The sequence below is a fragment of the Pseudomonas sp. NFX224 genome (genome assembly GCF_048565165.1).
GTDB lineage: Bacteria > Pseudomonadota > Gammaproteobacteria > Pseudomonadales > Pseudomonadaceae > Aquipseudomonas.
The window spans coordinates 4863902-4882475 of the sequence record NZ_CP183416.1 but is presented as its reverse complement, the minus strand read 5'-3'; the positions used below and the strand labels follow the sequence as shown (position 1 = coordinate 4882475).

The 18574-nt window shown below is 52.0% G+C and carries 13 protein-coding genes; 1 reads left to right on the top strand and 12 read right to left on the bottom strand.

Annotated elements, in window-relative coordinates; genetic code table 11:
• Window positions 1-199: 199 nt before the first annotated feature.
• Window positions 200-3658: a hypothetical protein gene (locus tag ACNYC6_RS22365; RefSeq protein ID WP_419709194.1), complete on the top strand. Its 3459-nt coding sequence runs from the start codon at window positions 200-202 to the stop codon at window positions 3656-3658.
• A 213-nt stretch (window positions 3659-3871) separates the two neighbouring features.
• Here the strand turns inward: ACNYC6_RS22365 and ACNYC6_RS22360 are convergent, their stop codons facing one another.
• The 12 genes from ACNYC6_RS22360 to ACNYC6_RS22305 form a co-directional block, all read right to left on the bottom strand.
• A complete protein-coding gene (locus ACNYC6_RS22360) occupies window positions 3872-4081 on the bottom strand; it encodes an alkyl sulfatase C-terminal domain-containing protein (protein WP_197622305.1) in 210 nt (69 codons plus the stop codon).
• A gap of 450 nt (window positions 4082-4531) precedes the next feature.
• A complete protein-coding gene (locus ACNYC6_RS22355) occupies window positions 4532-5227 on the bottom strand; it encodes a hypothetical protein (protein WP_419709193.1) in 696 nt (231 codons plus the stop codon).
• Window positions 5228-5481: 254 nt separating this feature from the next.
• The gene (locus ACNYC6_RS22350; RefSeq protein ID WP_419709192.1) at window positions 5482-7167 is read right to left on the bottom strand and encodes a hypothetical protein; all 1686 of its coding nucleotides are present in this window, start codon (window positions 7165-7167) and stop codon (window positions 5482-5484) included.
• A complete protein-coding gene (locus ACNYC6_RS22345; RefSeq protein WP_419709191.1) occupies window positions 7154-8299 on the bottom strand; it encodes a hypothetical protein in 1146 nt (381 codons plus the stop codon). The genes ACNYC6_RS22350 and ACNYC6_RS22345 overlap by 14 nt, the downstream gene beginning before the upstream one ends.
• 11 nt (window positions 8300-8310) lie before the next feature.
• Window positions 8311-9933 carry a hypothetical protein gene (locus ACNYC6_RS22340; RefSeq protein ID WP_419709190.1) on the bottom strand — a complete coding sequence of 541 codons (1623 nt, stop codon included), beginning with the start codon at window positions 9931-9933 and terminating at the stop codon, window positions 8311-8313.
• Window positions 9934-10346: 413 nt separating this feature from the next.
• On the bottom strand, window positions 10347-11255 hold the full coding sequence (locus tag ACNYC6_RS22335) for a hypothetical protein (RefSeq protein WP_419709189.1): 909 nt from the start codon (window positions 11253-11255) through the stop codon (window positions 10347-10349).
• 90 nt (window positions 11256-11345) lie between these two features.
• Window positions 11346-11777 carry a hypothetical protein gene (locus ACNYC6_RS22330; RefSeq protein ID WP_419709188.1) on the bottom strand — a complete coding sequence of 144 codons (432 nt, stop codon included), beginning with the start codon at window positions 11775-11777 and terminating at the stop codon, window positions 11346-11348.
• A gap of 273 nt (window positions 11778-12050) precedes the next feature.
• A complete protein-coding gene (locus tag ACNYC6_RS22325; protein ID WP_419709187.1) occupies window positions 12051-12614 on the bottom strand; it encodes a hypothetical protein in 564 nt (187 codons plus the stop codon).
• Between the two features lie 135 nt (window positions 12615-12749).
• Window positions 12750-13202 carry a DUF6527 family protein gene (locus ACNYC6_RS22320; protein ID WP_419709186.1) on the bottom strand — a complete coding sequence of 151 codons (453 nt, stop codon included), beginning with the start codon at window positions 13200-13202 and terminating at the stop codon, window positions 12750-12752.
• Window positions 13199-14458, bottom strand: coding sequence for a ThiF family adenylyltransferase (locus ACNYC6_RS22315; RefSeq protein ID WP_419709185.1), 1260 nt, complete (start codon window positions 14456-14458; stop codon window positions 13199-13201). Before ACNYC6_RS22315 ends, ACNYC6_RS22320 begins: the two co-directional genes overlap by 4 nt.
• Window positions 14355-15104, bottom strand: a complete 750-nt coding sequence (locus ACNYC6_RS22310; RefSeq protein ID WP_419709184.1) for a multiubiquitin domain-containing protein — start codon at window positions 15102-15104, stop codon at window positions 14355-14357. The genes ACNYC6_RS22315 and ACNYC6_RS22310 overlap by 104 nt, the downstream gene beginning before the upstream one ends.
• Window positions 15105-15186: 82 nt before the next feature.
• On the bottom strand, window positions 15187-18573 hold the full coding sequence (locus tag ACNYC6_RS22305) for a UvrD-helicase domain-containing protein (protein ID WP_419709183.1): 3387 nt from the start codon (window positions 18571-18573) through the stop codon (window positions 15187-15189).
• Between the last annotated feature and the right edge of the window lies 1 nt (window position 18574).

Below are 18574 nucleotides of genomic sequence, written 5' to 3'. Positions count from 1 at the left end.
ACCGCTCAAAAAATTTCATCACCCAATAGTCAGCACATGGCGAAAGCTAAAATTGACTACTATAGTCTTTCGAAGCAGTTTTCAAATACCGACTTAGTCCTCGGTCAAGTTGTCGTGCGAAAAAAAACGTACAGGATGTTTCACCCCTGACAAGTCAATTCGACGCGGAAGCGTGTTGTTGTTTTTTCGAGGGATTTTTATGGACAACCAAAATAATGCTGCAACCCTCAGGGCCTCTAGCAGTCGTGTCGAAGCATTAGACTTGGAGTCTGTACTAAATGCCGAGGCCGTTGCCCTATCGACTAATCCAGGCTCAGCGTTCTATACCGACGGAATTGAATCAACTGATGCTCAGACCCTGCGTAAAAATACAAAGACTATAGGGTTGGCGCTTTCTGGCGGAGGTATCCGCAGCGCCACCTTTTGTCTTGGTATTTTACAGGCATTGGCAAAGCGCGGAAAACTGGCGTCCTTCGACTACCTATCGACCGTCTCAGGTGGTGGATATATCGGTAGTTGGCTAACCGCGTGGATCCATCGTGATGGACTAACAAAAGTTCAAGAATGCCTTGGCAAAACGGGTACCGACAGTCACGGAGGAGCTCCCACCTCCGCAGAGCCGGCTGAGATCGTATGGCTCAGGCGCTACAGCAATTACTTGGCACCTCGAGTGGGATTGCTATCGATGGATGCGCTAACGCTGATTGCTACATGGTTACGCAATGTCACTCTCAATCTGATTGTATTACTAGGGCTGTTTGCGTTTTTGTTCACCCTGCCTTACGCCCTGCTGCAGGCGTTTACATTTGCCCTGCACTTTCCTCATGTGTTTGGCGTTGCCGCTGCCTGGGGAGGACTATTTTTCATCTTCGGCATTGGCGCTAATCTCTGGTACCAGGGTTTGCCAGTTAACAAGAGGCATAATTGGCCGACATCGACAACTGGCGTCGTATCGACAGTTATATTGCCGGGGCTCACCTCTTCGATTTTTGCAGTCGTATGGTGGGCTAGGGCCGGACAGGACATAAGGACGGCAGAAGTTGCACTCGTGTATTTGGGAGTATTGTTGCTGCTTCTCCTGTTCGTTTGGTTTTCAGTAGAAATTTTCAGACGCAAGGGATCATTTGCGGTTGTCCGTGAAGCGTTTGTTCTGTTTATAGCGGGCATCGTCGCATTGTTTGCCGGTGGAATAGTGTTGGCGGCTGCTAGTGTCATGCTGCCTATACCTTTGTTGTCTGGCAAACCTTGGCCAACCGAACATCTTGTCCTTCTGCTTTCGTTGGGCGTACCGATTTTTCTGGCTTCTTTGGGCGTTACCACTACCATCTACACTGGCATGGTGGGCCGAACTTTTTTCGAGCGTAGCCGTGAATGGTGGAGCCGCCTGAATGCGTGGCTGATATTGATCGCCTTCGGCTGGGCTGCATGGTTTTCGTTAACCTTTTTCTCGTTACCCATATTCGAATGGTTGCTAAAAAATTTGACGACCTGGTTCAGTCTATTGGGTACCGGTTGGGTTGGGAGCTTACTGGCCTCAGTTTTTCTGCGCCGTCCCGAAAGCGCTTCAGCAAAAAAAATATCACGCATTGAGCGATGGCTTAATCTAGCGGCTAGCGTGTTCGTTACCGGACTAATGTTTGTCATTGCTGCAGTTACACAAAAGGCTTTATTTGCAACAGCAGATGCCAGCAATCATACGCTCGTGCCTCCACCTGCTCCAGCAAGTGATACATCCGTTTGGTCGCTATTCCAAGCGAATGTGCACCATATTGATTTATTAACCTCTAGCGGCGTGCACGCCTTGGGACTCCCTGTACTTTGCGCCGCAACAATCACTCTACTGCTTGTTACCTTGTTGTTTGCATGCCGAGTGGACATTAATAAATTTTCGCTACACAACATGTATAAAAATCGCCTTATTAGGTGTTACCTCGGCGCAAGCAACCAAAAAAAGCGTAATGAACAGCCTTTCGTTGGGTTAGATGAAGGTGATGATTTTTCATTGCATTACCTAGGCAATGGCGAAAAAGGAAGTAATTCCCCGCCACAGCTACCGTTTCATATCATCAACGCTACGCTGAACATAACTCAAGGCTCGAACCTTGCCTGGCAAGAACGTAAAGCCGCTTCGTTTACATTCACACCGTTGTATTGCGGATACTCTCTGGCAAGGACTCAGGGCGACTCGACACTGCTCAACAAACGTGCTCCAACCCAACCGGCTTATCGTCCCACTGAAGAGTATGCAGCGAAGGATCAGGAAGAAAAGGGCTTTACCCTTGGGATGGCTTTGGCAACTTCCGGTGCTGCTGTTAGCCCAAACATGGGGCGTGCCAGTTTGCCAATGCTTGCGTTCATCCTGACCATGTTCAACATCCGTTTGGGTCGATGGAGCCCTAACCCCGCGAGAGATAACTGGTGCTCACCTAGCCCAAAAATTGGGCTGATCGCATTGCTGCAGGAGCTCTTGGGCCTCAGCGATGAGCGCAGTCGATATGTTTACCTGTCCGATGGCGGCCATTTCGATAATTTGGGAATATACGAACTTATTCGTCGCCGTTGTTCTGTGATACTTGCCGTAGACGCTTCTGCGGATAGCAAACGGGAAATGACTGACCTGGCTGATGCTGTACGAAAATGCAGAATAGATTTGGGTGTCGATATCTCCTTCCCTCAACTTGGAGAATTTCGCGGGGATAACGATGCACTTTGTGAAAAGGGCTTTGTACGAGGTATTATTCGCTATGATGCTCAGACCCAAGGCACCCTAATTCTAATTAAACCTAGCCTGTCCAGCACCAAGACTGAACCTGCGGATATTTTAAATTATGCTATTGAAAACCCAACATTCCCCCACCAAACCACTGCCGATCAGTTTTTTGACGAAAGCCAATTTGAAAGCTTTAGACAACTTGGGAAATTTATTGGCGATCAGTGCCTAAACGAAAGTGATATAGCTCAACTGCTACCTTCGAGAACCCAAGCAGAATTTTCGCTCGCCCCCCCTAAAGAAAATAAAGTTCACGGATGGCTTACCAGAACTTTAGGTGCTTTGCTCAACACGCCAAAGCTCCCAGACCGTAAAAACTCGCTTGTAGACTGGTTCTTGGTAATAGCAACGGTAACAATTGCATTAGGCTTTTTGTTTATAGTGTTCGACACCACAGCATATAACACCAGTACAGAATGGTGTTGGACCTGGTCACAATGTCAGTCATTTGCTACTCAGCGCATCACTGACGTTGAAGGTAGAAATTTCTGGGGTTCGTTAGAAACGTTGAGATTGGTGTTTGATAACTTTTTCGTGCTGATGTACACCGCTACCTTTTTGTGCGGCTTGGTGGTAGCGCTTAACAAGCGCTGGCTATTGTGGCTGCTATTGCTAGCTCCTGTCATCACAGCACTAAGTGATTATGGCGAAAATTTTATCTTGCTGAGCGTGTTATATATTGGCACTGCCGACCCTCAAAAAGCTGAGCTGGCTGAATTACTGGGAATTTTTACCACTGTGAAATTTTTTGGATTTTTATTTTGTTTGAGTTTGCAATTGTTGATCTCACCATGGATTTACAGAGCATTTGCGTACCGTTGGAATTTAAAGCTCACCCAGCCCGGAGGTAAAACTGATGATAAGTTACCGGGTCCAGCTCAACTCTGAAAGCTCTGATTCCACGTTTAAAGTAAAAACTTTACTAACAGACAGAGAACGATTGACGATAGGAAACGACAACTGGATTTAGGGAGGTGACAGGACTTACTGGCCTGAACCGCCTGTTCCAACCAAATGTAATGCAGCAATCGCCCTTGATCGTTTTCGCGAAGGTTGTACGCGAGGGGCAGCAGGCACACGCCTGACTGCCCCTGCATGATCTTATGGCGTGACGATGTTGAACCAGAACGGGAAGGTGTCGAGCAAGCCGAGGAACTCGTCGAGCTTCTGGCGATTGCCGTCGATTTTCAGATCGTTCTTGGCAATCGCCTCATCCAGGCTGATCTTCTTCATCTGAATCGCGGTCAGGGTGGCCTTGCTCAGGGTCGGTGTCGCATCGGCCGTGGCCAAGGGTTCACCGTAGTTGAGCACGGCGTTTTCGACCGCCAGCCCGCATTGTTTGAATCGCCCCTAGTTTCGTAGACTGTTGGCGCTGGTGCGACTTTGACCCAGGCTGCTGGAATTCATTGACCCACCCGAATACTCAGTAAACGATGGCCTTGCGCGGGATTTCAGAAGCTGAATACGGGTCAGTCAAAATCAACATCCTGGGTCAAAGTCGCATCAGCGCCAACATCCTGCGACAGTTTTAATTCTGAATGTAGAGAATTCGGAAGGGGCCCGTTTTTCGCGGCTTGTAACCTCTTGGAGAGGAAACGCAAAACTGTCGCAACCGCCCCCTAAGCTGGTCAGGACACATGGGTCAAAAACGCATCAACGCCAACATTATAGGGTCTCAGACTTTTACCTGCTGCCGAGTTTCCTGGCGCTCTTGCTTGTGAACTTATGCTTGTGCTTGTTGAGCGATGCTGGCCTGGACCACTACACCTTGCCCTTTTGCTCAACTTTACCAACCTTTTTATTGGCTCTAGATGCCCAAATGTGAATCCGCTGCGCAGTCTGCTTGAGGCCTTCCGGGCACCGCTGCACTACAAAAGTGGCAACACGCTCTGAACTTCTATAAATGACTAGAATGGAAAACGAAATTGCGAGATTCTCAAACGCGAACGGAATACCCATACCCTTCCGGCCGAGATAAATCCCAAGGCAATAATCTGAAACAGCAAAAGTGAACCAAATCCCCGCCGATATCGCAAAAAACTTAATCAACCCCCAAACTAAAAATGGGATGACTGCGCGGAACAACCAGAATTCAGATGCACATCCTGACACGGCACTCAAGATGTAGCTCAACAGCTGTGGCAACACTATAATCGCCACTACGCTCGACATTAATAGCAGATTAAACTCAAGATTTTCGGTCTCATCTAGAAGGAGCTTAAGAAACGAACCGACGGGTCCAACATAGCTTTCATTTTCAAACGCTCTGCTAGAGAGTCCCCAAAGGAAAAGTATCAGCGAAATTACATGCGACAGAGAAAAGAAATACCATAACGTTCTCACATCCCCGGGGTGTCGCCGACTGAGGAACCTTACGGCAAGGATCAAAACAATGGTGCCAATAGCCAAGCTGGCTTTTAACACGAGCTCAGTAATCAACCGTTCTGGCCCTTCCATCGCGTCACCTTTAGTTTGTTGGTTCCTCTCGATCGAGGAGCTCAGAGAGGTTACCTATCCGCTAGTATAGGAGTTCTGTTGCAGTAATCGAACAGAGGCAAAAAAATCCATTTTTTCGCAGGGCAAACAGCAAAAAACTAATACTCTGCCCATTTTATCAACTGCACTGTACAGTTAAGTCAATAGACCATGCACTTGCGCTATGCCTTAGAGATGTTGCTAATCGACCCACTGGGTCCAGGTGATTTTAGGCGTTAGTCAATGGGCGGTGCGCCGTCACTTTTCCCTAACTTCTGCAACAAGTAAGTACTGAACACCCGAATCAACTGAGACGTCTTCCCGCGCATCAGGCCCTCTTTTGTAATAGCCGTAGTAAGCATATTCAGGAGGTCCTTGAGCCTATCGGTCGGTAGGCTCAAGCTCAAGAGCAAACGCCGGGCGAGTTCTTCCCTACCGTAGGCGGTCTGAAGAAGCGGATTCTGAATAGCCGAGAGACCATCAATAAGCTGGATTAGCATAGGGTCCAACGTCTCGAAACCTGGCGACCCCGAGTGGCGTCGCGCAACCTTAACAAGTTGACCCACCCAGCCTTGAACAGCACCGGTCTCCATTAGCGCAACTAAGGCGACTTGCGCGATACGTAACGCGATATCGCCCTCCTCTGGCGCCTGAACGTCTTGTACTGCACTCGGTAACCCAAGATGCGCCCATACGTTATTTCCACGAGCCCCCTTCTTCTCAGACCATACGAACCAAGTGCGCGAAGCCATAGGAAAGAATTCTGTGGGCATGATGGCTGATAGTTCGGCATTAGTTTTGGCACAACTCAGTAGGAGACGCCAACTGTGTGCCAACAAGGGAGGGCCGCTTAGCGGACCTGGGTTTTTTGGGGGCTCCAGGCTAGGTGCTCCCTCGCTTCGCTCTTTAGTCCGCAGAGCCGTCCAGAAACCGTATCGCAAAGCGATGACATCCGGAAACTCCTCACTAAGCGCGCCCGCAGCAGCATTGATGACGGTCAAAACCTGTGGAGCCTCGGACAAGCGCATGTCCTTCAGTAGAAGGTATGCATCAAGCAACAACAGCATAGGCTCGCGAACAACTGCTTTCTCCACGCCCCCTCCGGTAAAACCGCCAAGGCTTCGATCGCTGGCCAGAGCTTGGCGCGCGGCCTCTAGGCGAATCAGGTCTGGCTGAGAGGGACTCTTCGGGGACTCGCTGGACCAATAAATTATAGATGCGTCGTCGAGGCTGACTGGTAGGTAGGAATTGCTATCCTTGACCTCTTGATTTCGCTGACAGATAAGGTAAATACGTGGTGACCAATGGGGGTGAACAATCAACGACAGACACTGTTGCCTTTCGCCATCAATGGACTGCACCAGCACGTAATGGCCAGGTTCAACGGCTAGGTCACAAATGAATAGCGCGGACTCCTCTAGGTTTGCAGATTCTGAGCTGTCTTTGAGGTCACAGACAAGGTGACCGTCCATGGTTTCGATGCGTAGGCGCTCCGTCTCCGCCCGCAAATGCTCCAACATGGAGATTGAGGAAGGGGACGACATTTCTCCGGGAGTCCGGATGGCAACACGGATACCAGTTCTGCCCACAAGCGCCGCCGGTTTCTTCCAATCCTCGGCGTTCACCTTGGGAAATGTCGAGGTGCCGATGATGGGCGCTGGAGACGGAAAGTCGAGGGGTTTGAAGGTTAGCGTCTTCGGGCCATCATCTGGCCCAATGTCAATTTGTTCAATGAACTCCGTATCTCCGATTCGCTGGCGGACATGGTACGCACCCGGAGCTACATCGACGCTGAGTGAGCCGATGCCCTGCCCCACCTGGTTGTATGCCCCATTCAAAAGCAGGAGTTCAGACGCTCCATCCTCTGAAGTAATGGTCAAGTGAACCGATATCGGCTCGAATGATGAGTCAGAGGTCGACACGGCCACCTCCTGGGGTGAATATCAATGGGGCTGTTCGATCTGGCACATTCATCTGCAAATCATGGGGAATGGCCAAAAGGCGCAGGGCGAAGGTCTGCCGTCCCGCATCGTTTGGCTTCGATAGTTCGATATCGATTGGAGGATCCGAGCCTACCCATGTGACGATTTTGTCGGTAAACATACCTACATTTCTCGGTAACTCCGAATTCGGCGCCATAGACTGTAGCCACACCTTGAAATCCGGACTTCGATCAACAGGGACGCTGAACTCTTGGTCGACGAGCTCCTCTCGGCCGGAGGGGAAGTACATGACCGTCTGGTCAGTAAAAGGCGGATGAATACGCGGCTTTGGAGGCTCGGTACCATCAGGAACCAAGCGGCTCCAATTCCAGGAAATGTAATCATTCAGTCGATTTGCGGAGATTTGGCCGACAACATTCGGAGGCATCTCTCGAAGCGCTCTGAGCACGGCATTCGTCAAGTAGCCCGCGATTGGGCCATCTGGTGTCAACGCGCCTTCCTGGGCTCTAGCACCCTTCGGCCCGGCATATATCTCCAACCTGGGCACGCGCTGCGCGCCGTCCGCCTCCGCATCGGTCAAGTTTAGTCGGCCGTACGGCGATGCGCTTAACTCGTCACGACAGCAGTCCATTATTAGGACAATCTGCCCGAAGATACGCATATTGGCGAGAGCCTCAGCACAAAGAGTTCCTCCAAGGTTGGCGTGGTCATCTCCCCCAGCCTCCGCGGTAAACAGGGCGGCGCCGCTCCCGACCTTCTCATTTGTGAATCCATGTCCTGAGAAATAGAGATAAAGACGACCGTTCGGTCGCCGGATAAACCGCTTATGCCTGTCAAAAATCAGGCTAAAAACCGACGAGGTAATGGATGCGAGGCTCGGCTTCCATTCGCTTAGGTCGACGTCTTCTGGTTTCAGATTTGGATTATCAAACAGCCCCTTGTCAGTCACTAGCTTGCGTATGTTGGCTTCAGGCACATCGCCGCCAGATTTGCTGATCAACCACTCGTACACACTTGCCACATCATGCACGGGGCCTTGAAGTGGCGGATAGGTCGATGACTCAAAGTACCTTGCTATCCCAACTAAAACGGCACAATCATCTGCGGCCACAACCATACCCCCTATGTGGTAATCAGATGAGTGATCGACTTCAATGTAGTCTCATCGTTGTCGAAATCACCGTGGGATGCAGAGTTGCTGTTCAGCCCGGCACCAATGTCCAGCGAAGGTGACCACACCGTACGGTTGTGTTCACCCTGCAAGAAGGCAAACACGGTCTGAATATTTTTGCCTTCGTCACCGCCGAACGTGCCTTTGAGCGAAGCGAGAAAGAACCGTTCCATTCCTACCAGGGGCATATCCACAATGCCTTCCCATTTGCCGGCAGTGACCTGTCCCTCCAGCAGCCCTGAGACGAAGTACAGGAGGCTGCGGGTGTAGAGGATAGGGACGAGTTTGTCCTGGCTTTCGCGCTCATCTCGCATCGCAAACATCCGGAAATTGGTCAAGAAGCCGTTGCGATGTTCTTTAATTGCGGCCGCAAATCGCGAGCAGGTTATCGCAGGCGCCAAGAAGATGACCTGGACCTTGTCAAAGGTTAGCCCCGCATTCTTAGCAGCATTGAGGAAGTTACAAATGTAAATGGCTCCTGTGCTGTGGCCAACGAGCGTCAGTTTCTTGAAGCCCTTGTTGTCATCCTGAAGTGCCTTCAGCTTCCCAACGACCGCAGTGCCACAGAACTCACCAGCCTTAAAGCTGTCCGCCGTGTCATTCTTCATTTGGTTCCAGACATTACTGCCCACTAGGTCGAGGAACGCACTTCGCAAAAGCTCCTCGATAACCGTACAGTAGAGGCCGTGGTCACGGTGGTCTCGATATCTAGCCACGACCGCCAAAACAAGTTTAGCCACGTACGTCGCTACGCCTATCCAGGTGAAGAATCCCCTCGTTGTACTTCCCGGCTCTGGCGGAAACATCTCGTTAATCGCTGCCTCACTCAGCAACACTAGGTCGGCGCGTTCGGACGTTCCCGTCACCGCTCCCCTCGTGACAACCTCAGCGGGCGTGACTAAGGCGTTGTAGGCCTTGCCAATTGCAACGTTGAAATCTGGATCGGTCCCGGCCTCGAGCTGCTTCTTAATCGCCTTCACAAGCTCGATCTCAAGGGTGGCGGATAATGAGGTCTTCACTACAGTGGGTATCACCCCGGCTGTAGAGCATTCGTCAGGCACCGGAGGGCAAGGTTGCTGCGGATCACCGTTGAAGAAGGCGTCGAACTGCCCTCGGAACTCGTCTTCTGTACCATTGCCGAGAGTGCCGCCGACGCCTCTAACCACGAGATTGCCAGTCAACGTGGCCTTTTTTAGGGTCCATTCGGTCACCTTCTTGACCAGTTCACGGAACGTGGGATCCTTAAGCAACTCCTGTTTGTTATTGATGAGCGCTTCCTTGAGACCAGACTCCCAAACAAAAAACAATGGGTAAGCCTTCGCGTCCTCCAAGTAGAGTTTCGTGAGCCGAGGGACGATATCGTGGAGGGCGTAATCGCGCGAATTGAGCCCGCCGTGGAAGTGGAGAACTAGCCCATTTTCAGGGCTTTGAGTCACTGCGGCGTCTAAGATGCGAGCGACATCGGCAAGCTTGCTCAGCGTCTTGTCACTGAAGGACCCACTCGCGGAGTCCAAGTAGTAGTTTTCCAGCTCCTGCGGATCCTCGCCATTGGTCGTCATCATCTTCTTTGCCATAGCTCCACCCTAAGTGTGAACTCGCGTTTAGCCAAGACTAGTACCAACACATAATCTGGCAAGCTAAGGACTTTCTACCTGCGTGATCAGAAAATCGGTCATTAACACGATAGATACGGAAGTACCGGGGTAGACCGGCGACGGTGCATTAAGGCTCGAAAGCGACCAATCGTAATCCCTGGAGAAATGCCTTTAGCTCTTGCCAAGCATACGAACGACATGATTTTTAAATTCGTAGAGCGATGGGTCATCCGCGGTTAGACCCCACGCATGATCCACTCAGGCAAGTGCAAGTCCAAAGATGTGCTCTTGGAACGGATCTTCCGAAAGGGCAGGCTTGACTGGGCGCAGACAAGGAGGCCGACCGGCCTCGGATCAGGAAGCAATTCGCCGTACCGTCGGCTTTACCGCGGTTACAGGAGATCGCCCAGCACTTCCCTGGCAAGGTCAACTCGATCCATCCTTCGATTCGGATGATCAATCGGCATCTGGATGAGGCGATCAAACCAAACAGGGTCGAATGTCAGATCCTGCTTGTAGATATGCACAAGCTGACCTTTGCGACTGTGTGACACCACAAGCACCATGCTTTCCTTCAAACTAGAGGCTTCACTGTCTTTGATGATTCGATGCTGGATGAAACTCATCTTGAGATCGATGAACGCGTCTTTGGCTCCCAGTACGGATGTTGAACGTAGTCGGCCGTGGGTGTCGATACTCGCTGCCGGAACGTGACTACGAATCGCAGCTGTCAGCTCATGGTTTTCCCCTACTCGTTGGGCAAACAGGGCGGTTGCGTCCGACATGTAGGCAAAGATCCATGGCACATTGCGTAACGTTGCGCCGGTATAGAGGTAACCCTGTTCGCCTTTGTAGCGTTCCAGCATGCCCTTCAGGGTGTTCGCGGACAATGCTACCTGCGTCTGTTTTTCCAGGATGTACACCACACGGTCAAACTGCTCGATCAAGATTCTAACGATTTTCCGCGGAACCCCATCAAACTTGGCTTTTCGATCCGTCTTTTGATGCTGCCGTGGCTTGAAGTACGGGCAGTGGTCACGAGCTTCGACATCGAGCGGCGCAATGCCCGAAATACCTGACGTCGTGTGTTTTCCATAAGGATTGTTCACGTTGGCAGGCAAGTGGTACAGACCTACCAGTTGAATCGGGTTGTCACACGCCGGACACACCGCAAACTGGGACTGTTTGTTCGCGCTTCCCTCTTGGTACCACGGCTCTCGGCGCAGGGTGTCGGCTTCAAAGGCATCTTTGTCAATCGGCTTGCCGATAAAATCTTCAACCGTAAGTTTATATTCATCCATCTTTATGAAAATCCATCAGATCAATTCCCACCAATGACAATCAAAACCGACCCTCGGAAAACTTGGCAACCAACAGCCCTGAAACATTGATTACCTCCCAGTCGAGTTGGGGTCATAGAGGTCAATGCCTAAAGTTTCGCACAAGTCTGTGTACTCGGTAATTGTAGAAATCAAAGCCTTGAGCCGTACGAGATTCCCCTCGGCTGTTTGGCGCGAATAGCCATAAACCTCGGACTCCCTGAGTAGTGGCTTGGCAAGCTCTTGATCGATGCTCTTGATAATGTCAACGTGACTGTCCCGGATGGCTCGAAAATCCTGAAACGTGTCCAGCTTGCCGTCTGTGATATAACGAAGCAAGTAGCCGTATTCTTTGACGACTTGCCTGTGTATGTTCAGCCCGCCATAGCCAGCGAAATTCATTTCGTTTTTATCCATGAATTCGACAACCTTTCTAACGCGTTTGTCCTGCAATGCGCCGGCCGCGTTACCTTTTCGCAGAAAGCTATAAATTTTATTGAGCATTTTCTTATCCATTACCAATCAAAGTCGTTAGCAAGTAGTCCATTAAATATTGTTATCAGCTCGAAACAGGGTATCTGAAATAAAAATTTCAGCCTCATATGCCAAGATGTTGGCACTGATGTTGAGTTGGCTCAGTTGCCGAGAGGCCCCTGACCCAGTCTGACTCTTCCCGAAGCATTGCTTGTGCTAGGGTTGTGCCGATCTGGAGGTGGGTTAGTCTGGCCTCGGCTCATGGGTCAATGCGGCATTAACGTCAATAACACCAGACTCTAATCAAAGCTCCCAATATTCTTCGATCTGGTAGAGGGGTCTCCCTGCCATTATCAGCTTGATAACCTCTATGTGCGCCTCGTAGTCATCCTCTGAGAATTTTGTCCATCGCGAATTAAGCTTTTGGGCAGCTATGAATGCTGAACGAGCAGTGCTCATCTTGGATCGATTCTTAGATAAAAAACTGCGCAGCCCTTTGAAAAGCTCGAAATCCAGTGGCGGGTGGAGCAAAGCGACGCTTGGGTGCTGGTGGTGCCCGCCGCAGACTAGGACCGTCTTCAGGTATATGTTGACCAGTTTCTGGGCACGACCGAAGGTGAAATTAGTTACACCTAGACGCTTCGCCTCTACCTCAATCTTCTTCATGAAGCTGACCTGCCATTTGTCGACGTTCTGGCCGATATCCTCTGGCCCAGTAACTTGGCACAAGCCGCTCAAATCTATTAGCTTGAAAGCCAATTCATTACCTCCACCGACCAAACCTCGGCCATATGCAGCGGCGGCGCACCACTTACCGTAATGGTGCTTGTGCTTCTCAATGCAATACTGTGTTTCAGGTGGCGTCATGCTAATTTTTCCTCACAACTTTCGAAGTGCCCTCTCAGGAGGCCGACGTCGGGGCTCAGCCTTAAACAGAAATCCGCTCTAAGCTGCTTGAGATTCGTTTTCCTGGCCGAGCCCTGTCAGACTGCCCTCCAGCGATCAAAGGCCAAGCCACGATTTAAGCCGAGACCAGACATGTTGCGTTGGAGTTACACTCGGATCCCGTTCGCTGGAGAAGTGCTCAGTATTGGGGTGAATCGTCGTTTCAGAGCCATAGTGTGCAGCTTTGGCCTTCTTGTCGCGCACACGCTCCGCCTCAATCTTGGCTTGCGACCAAGGGCCGGCCTCCAAAACGCGTCCGCGTTGGACGATGTAATGCGATCGGCAATTCTGGTTCCAGTTGCCTACCGACGGGTGAAGCGAGATGGATTCCCCATCAAACGTCATCTTCCAGTCGGTCGGGGTGAAAGGAGTCACAACACGCTCCCCGCAACCGCAGCAGCACGAGTGCACTGCGGTCGCGTAGTCCATCGAGATGTACAAGATCCCGGACTCAAGCTCACGAGGAACATTTCGCACAAAACGGTGCTCAAGGCTGAGATGTCGAATCATGATTGGTCTCCGTTGAGCAGCATGCCCCCATCAGTCGTGTAGGTGCTGTGATGCTCACGCTCCAGGTCTCGGTAGAACCCGCGCAACTTTTTCCACTTTACGACCGCAAGGCATGCATTCAGGGCATTAAGATCGGCCACCTGGATATTGGACGCGTACAGATCTTCGCCTCCGCCCCCGGCGAAAGAAATACGTCCTGCATGAACGTGCTCGCGTTGTGCTGGGGTACTCGTTGTGACGCGCAGGATGCCGCCCAAACTACCGTTGTTAAGTTCAAGCCCCATCCCGACATCAATGAATGCGACGCCAAGTGCCTCGAGCTTCGCAACGACTGCTCTCTTTTCCTCACCGGCATCCATGCTGATGAAAGCGAACGTAATGCCGTCAAGTAGCCCCAACGTCTCCGGTCTCATCTTCACTGGGTGAGCCACTATCCCGCGGTGCATCCGTTCATAGATGTTCTTCAGGTAGAGCACCTTTTTGGGTGCATCACGCAACTCTTCGAGCGATGGAGCCCCAGGGGCGCGAAACGCGTTGTGCGACAGAAAGTCATCATCATCGAAAAGCCGGATTTCCTTAACCGGTGTCTTTGCAACCAGGTCGAGGATGTATCCACCAGTTCCTCCCACGCCCAGAATTCCCACCACCTCGCCTTCCAGCTTACTGGCGAGCGCCCCCAGACCTACACGGCTGGATGCGGTATCGAGATAGTTGAAGACGCTGACCTCACCTTCGTCATCCGTACCCCGGATCAACCGGGGACTGATACCCGGTTGAAGAACCGCCGCCGGCCCCGCCAAAATGGTCGCGTATGTCGCCATCTTGGCGTAGTAATCCGGGTATCCATCGGGGTTAGGCTTGCTGGAAAAACTGTGCTTCGCAGTAAGTCCGTACCCGAGATCCGTGTTGGGGGCCGCATGCGAGATGCCTGGTAATGGCGTCCCAACTGCACTACAAGGGAAGTCACCATCCCACTGAATTACATGGGTCTCCGGTTTACGGGTTCGGTCTCCAGCCAAATCCAGGTTAGACACTAACGTTCCAGTACGTACGCGACATTGAGAGTCGACATAAGGCACTTCATGCATAACAAGGAGGTTTCCTTGTATACGAACGAAATACCCCTCAGCCCGCAACCGAGCCAGATCCGCATTAAGACTGAACAGTGCGTGTGACATTGAAGATCGTCCCTTGTTTTTTGACTTCAACAGAGCCGCCTTCAGCAAGCTCACCAGCGTGTGGGTGCGACGCAGCATTGCGGTAGGTCATCGAAAACTTTACGTTGGCTTCTGCTGGCGCATTCGGATGCGACAACTTAACCACCTGATCGAAGGTCACATGCTTGTCCGGTACGACCTCTTCCACAGCGTTGACCACGATGATGTAGCCTTTTTCCGGGCGCAGGGCAGTGACAAACCGCTCGATGCCCGGAGCGTCCAGATTGATCTGATCTTCGGGCTCAATGAGACGATCTTCACCGCCCCGAACTTCCAGAAAGATCGCTTCTTCAGGCAGAACGTTAGACAAGCCATACAGAACGCTAGCGTCCAACGTTGGGTGTCCCCAGGCCATTTGCCGGTCGTTCAGAACGAACTTGAAATCACGATCGGATTTGAACGCGATGAAGCGTTCTGCGCCCTTGCCGCGCAAATCCACTGTTTCGTCAAGACGTACGTCCTCGAAGTCGCCTGAAACAAGCAGGGCGTAGAGTACGTAATCGCTACGACGGTCCAGGCCGGCACTGTCCAGAATTTGCCGGCCAGTTGGAACGGGATCGGGGACATCAATGTCGCGGAAGTTGAGCCCTTCCAAGCCAAAACGAATGCGATAGGCGGAGGCTTCTCGCAATGGACGATCCTCACGGATTGCGTCGCCAACGTCATCAAAATGTGTGCTTTTCATACAGTCCTCTAGCGTGATGTGGCGAATTATTTCGCCTACATCCCTCTAATCGGACCGACTTGCCGCCGCCGGTAAACTATTTTCAAAAATTTTTGGAGAGCACCCCGGGAGGTACTTCGCCGCACACGAAGAAGGCCGGACAATTCGGGCAGGTGGCATCCGACGCGCTAGTTCGGAACTGGCCATGTTGGATGCCGCGAAAAATTTCGGTCATTTTCTCCTGTCGGTTGCTCAGTTCTCTAGCCGTGAGCTTCAACGGCTTGCTCTCAGCATCCGCGAGGTAAACCAGTTCTAAATCGGCGTTTGGGAAACTCGCTTGGACAGCAAGAACGAATGCAGCAGCGCCTACATCCTTCCCGTCACTGCTAGGCGCATGGCCGGTTCTAACTCGACGTACAATTCGCTTTCCATTTCTCAACAGTACGTCGTCTGGCGTTACGTCAATCTCATGGCCGTCCAACACAATCCGGAGCGCAGTCGACGCTTCAACTTGCGCCCCAGCCCTAGATGCCATGAAGTACTGGAGCATTGTGGACGCCATCGCGCGGTAGTCATCGACATATCCATGCTCTGCAAGTCCCTGAGTTACAAATGCTTGAGAAAGCAGGTCTTCCCAATCACCCACAGGAAGGTTGCCCTGGGCGACAAGCTTGCGATAGACATCGCGGATCGCTTCATGCATTTGCATGAACGAACTCATCTTACGTCTACCGCCAACTTGAAGCAGGTGCGTATAGAAGAAGCGCCGCGCGCATGAATCGTAAAGAGATACCGAGTCGGAACTAAAACGCGGAGTTCCTGAAAACACGATGGGTATTGGAACGGAGTCTGGGGCGGGAGGCAATACGGTCTCAGGCGTGACTGCACATCGCTTTATGGGACCGATCCGATCGAGGAACGGCGAGAGTGCGCGTGTGCGCCCATTCGATGCTGCGGTCGCTCCATAGAACGACAGAGAGGTTTTCGCACGGGACATGGCAACGTAAAACAAACATTCCTGCTCCTCGTTGTAGGCCGCCCGCGTAATATCATCTGTGCTCCCTTGAGCACCTGCGACCATGCTCGAAGGTGGAGGACATTTGGATGGCCGATACGCTCCGGGAATGGATTCTTTGTTAACGCCGGCGATGTGAACCGCCGGAAACTCCAATCCTTTCGAACCATGGATTGTCATCAAGCGGACGGCATCAATCCCCTGAGCTGCAGCGGGGAGCTGCCTCAAATCCCTATCATCCCGCAGTCGTAGCAGCCTCCTTATACGATCAGAAAGCCGCTGAATAGGGAGACCTTGACCGTTGGGTTGTGCACGAACGAAGTTCATGAATTGCCAAATCGCGATACCTCGCGCTTGGTCGGAAACCCCTGACGAAGAAGCAACACGAGCTGCAAATCTCGTTCGGTCGAGCAAAACGGTTGTCAGCACCTTCCAAGGTTGAGAGCTAGAGTCAAAGCCTGCCAAGGCGGAATTGAGCTCAGAAAGTGCTGATTGGCCAGCAGGCGTCAGCTCCTCTGGCGAGATGACGCGCCAGGCTCCGACATCCGAATCGGCTTCTCTCAGAGTCTCAAAAACCCGAACAGCATCCTCTAAACACATCGCAAATTCGGGCCAGCAGGCGGTCCGGATCAAACCCATCGCGCGTCGATCCACAAGCAGCGAGAGTATCGAAACCAGGTCCTTAACCTCTGGACGCTCGAATAGGCTTCCAAGGAACAGCACTGGGATGCCAGCGCGCTCAAGCTCACGCCCAACGTCAGAAAGTCGATCATTGCCGCGGCAGAGAACCGCTTGGTCCCGATAGCTGTAACCCGATCTTAGAAGCTCTTGAATGTGGTCAGCGATCGCAGGAGTCAGGAGAGAACCGTTATCCACCGTGATGACTTCGGGCAGATTTCCAGAGCGCTCACAATTTGCCTCAAGACTTTCGTCTCCATCGGCCGTCGACATTCCTGCGGCAAAAGCAGAGCACGCTTCGACTATCTCACCTGCAGAGCGATAGTTGATCTTCAGTCGGTCTCGCACCGCACCTGGAAAATCTTCGTGCCCAAACCGGGCCATGTTGAAGGACGAGGCACCTCGGAACCGATAGATCGACTGCTTGGCGTCCCCCACCACCCAGAGGTTTATACCTGACGGCTTGAGTGCTTTGAGGAGTCGAACGCTGCTGTGGTTTACGTCTTGGTACTCGTCGACGAGGATGTGATCAAAGTCACTCTGCAACTGTGTCCGTACAGCTTCATCCCCCTCTAACAACTGGACTGGGCGCATAACCAGATCACCAAAGTCGACACAACGTGCGAGTGCTTTGAGCTCTTCGTAGCGCGCGTAAACCTTGGCAACCTCTGCAGCTTTTTCCGCGGTTTCTACCTCGCCTGGATCACCTGCCGTTTCTGCCATCGCATTGGCCAGATCAAGGTACTCTGCCGGATCGACAACTTCGTCCTTGGCACGCGAAACCGCGGTCAGGATGTCAGCAGCAGTCTGAGATGGATCGTAGAGGTTGCGATAGTGAGTCAGGCCTAGCCTAGGAAATTCATTCTCAAGCAGCTCTACGGCTTCGGTTCGATCCATCAGACGAGGATCAGCCGGCAGGCCACAACGGTCGTTGAATCGTCTAAGAATGTCGAGGCCAAAACTATGGAAGGTCCCAATGCAAAGAGCTGCTGCCTCCTGCGGTCGCTTTAAGGCAATTCGCTCGGACATCTCTGCAGTTGCTTTGTTTGAGAAGGTCAGGAGAAGGATGCGTCGTGGATCAACCCCCTCGTCTAGCAAACTCTCAACTCGCGCCACAAGCGTACGGGTCTTTCCTGTGCCGGGCCCAGCTTGGAGAAGAAACGCGCCGCCCCGATGAGAGGCCGCAATACGTTGCTTATCATTGAGAGGGATTTCGACCGGAGCTTCTGGGGTTACGGCTGGCACTGGGGGAAGCAGAAGCGCGTCGAGCATTTGCTGCGCGATCACTTCGAACGGGGCCCCCAACCGATTGGCAATTTCCGAACAAGTTTGGCGTTGAGTGACATGCAGCTCGACGACTCGACTCCTTGGCAATAGCAGCTCTCTTGCGAAGAGATCCATCTGGACCTCTCGACGTTGCCGGCGGCTGTAATCGACGACCCGCTCTATGCCAACTGGGGAAATCTCAGAGGTTCGCGCGGGATCGATTTGAAATACAAATCCATTTTCATCTTCACCGTCACCCAGAACGGCGTGCCCAATCTCATGGGCGACCAGGAAGGCCTGCTCGAACGATGTTCCTGAGTTTTCATGAACAATCAGCGGTATCTCGGCATCGAAGGTCGCTCGTGTTCCGTCAAGAATAGAAGCGCCAGGGAGACACGTTTCAACCGTAATACCACGCCTCTCTGCAATATCTCTAGCGAACTCATAGGGGGACCAAGGGTCACTGCCTTGTTCGACAGCCTCATCATGCAAACGCTGTGCGTACTGCCGAGCAAGTTCTACATGATCCATG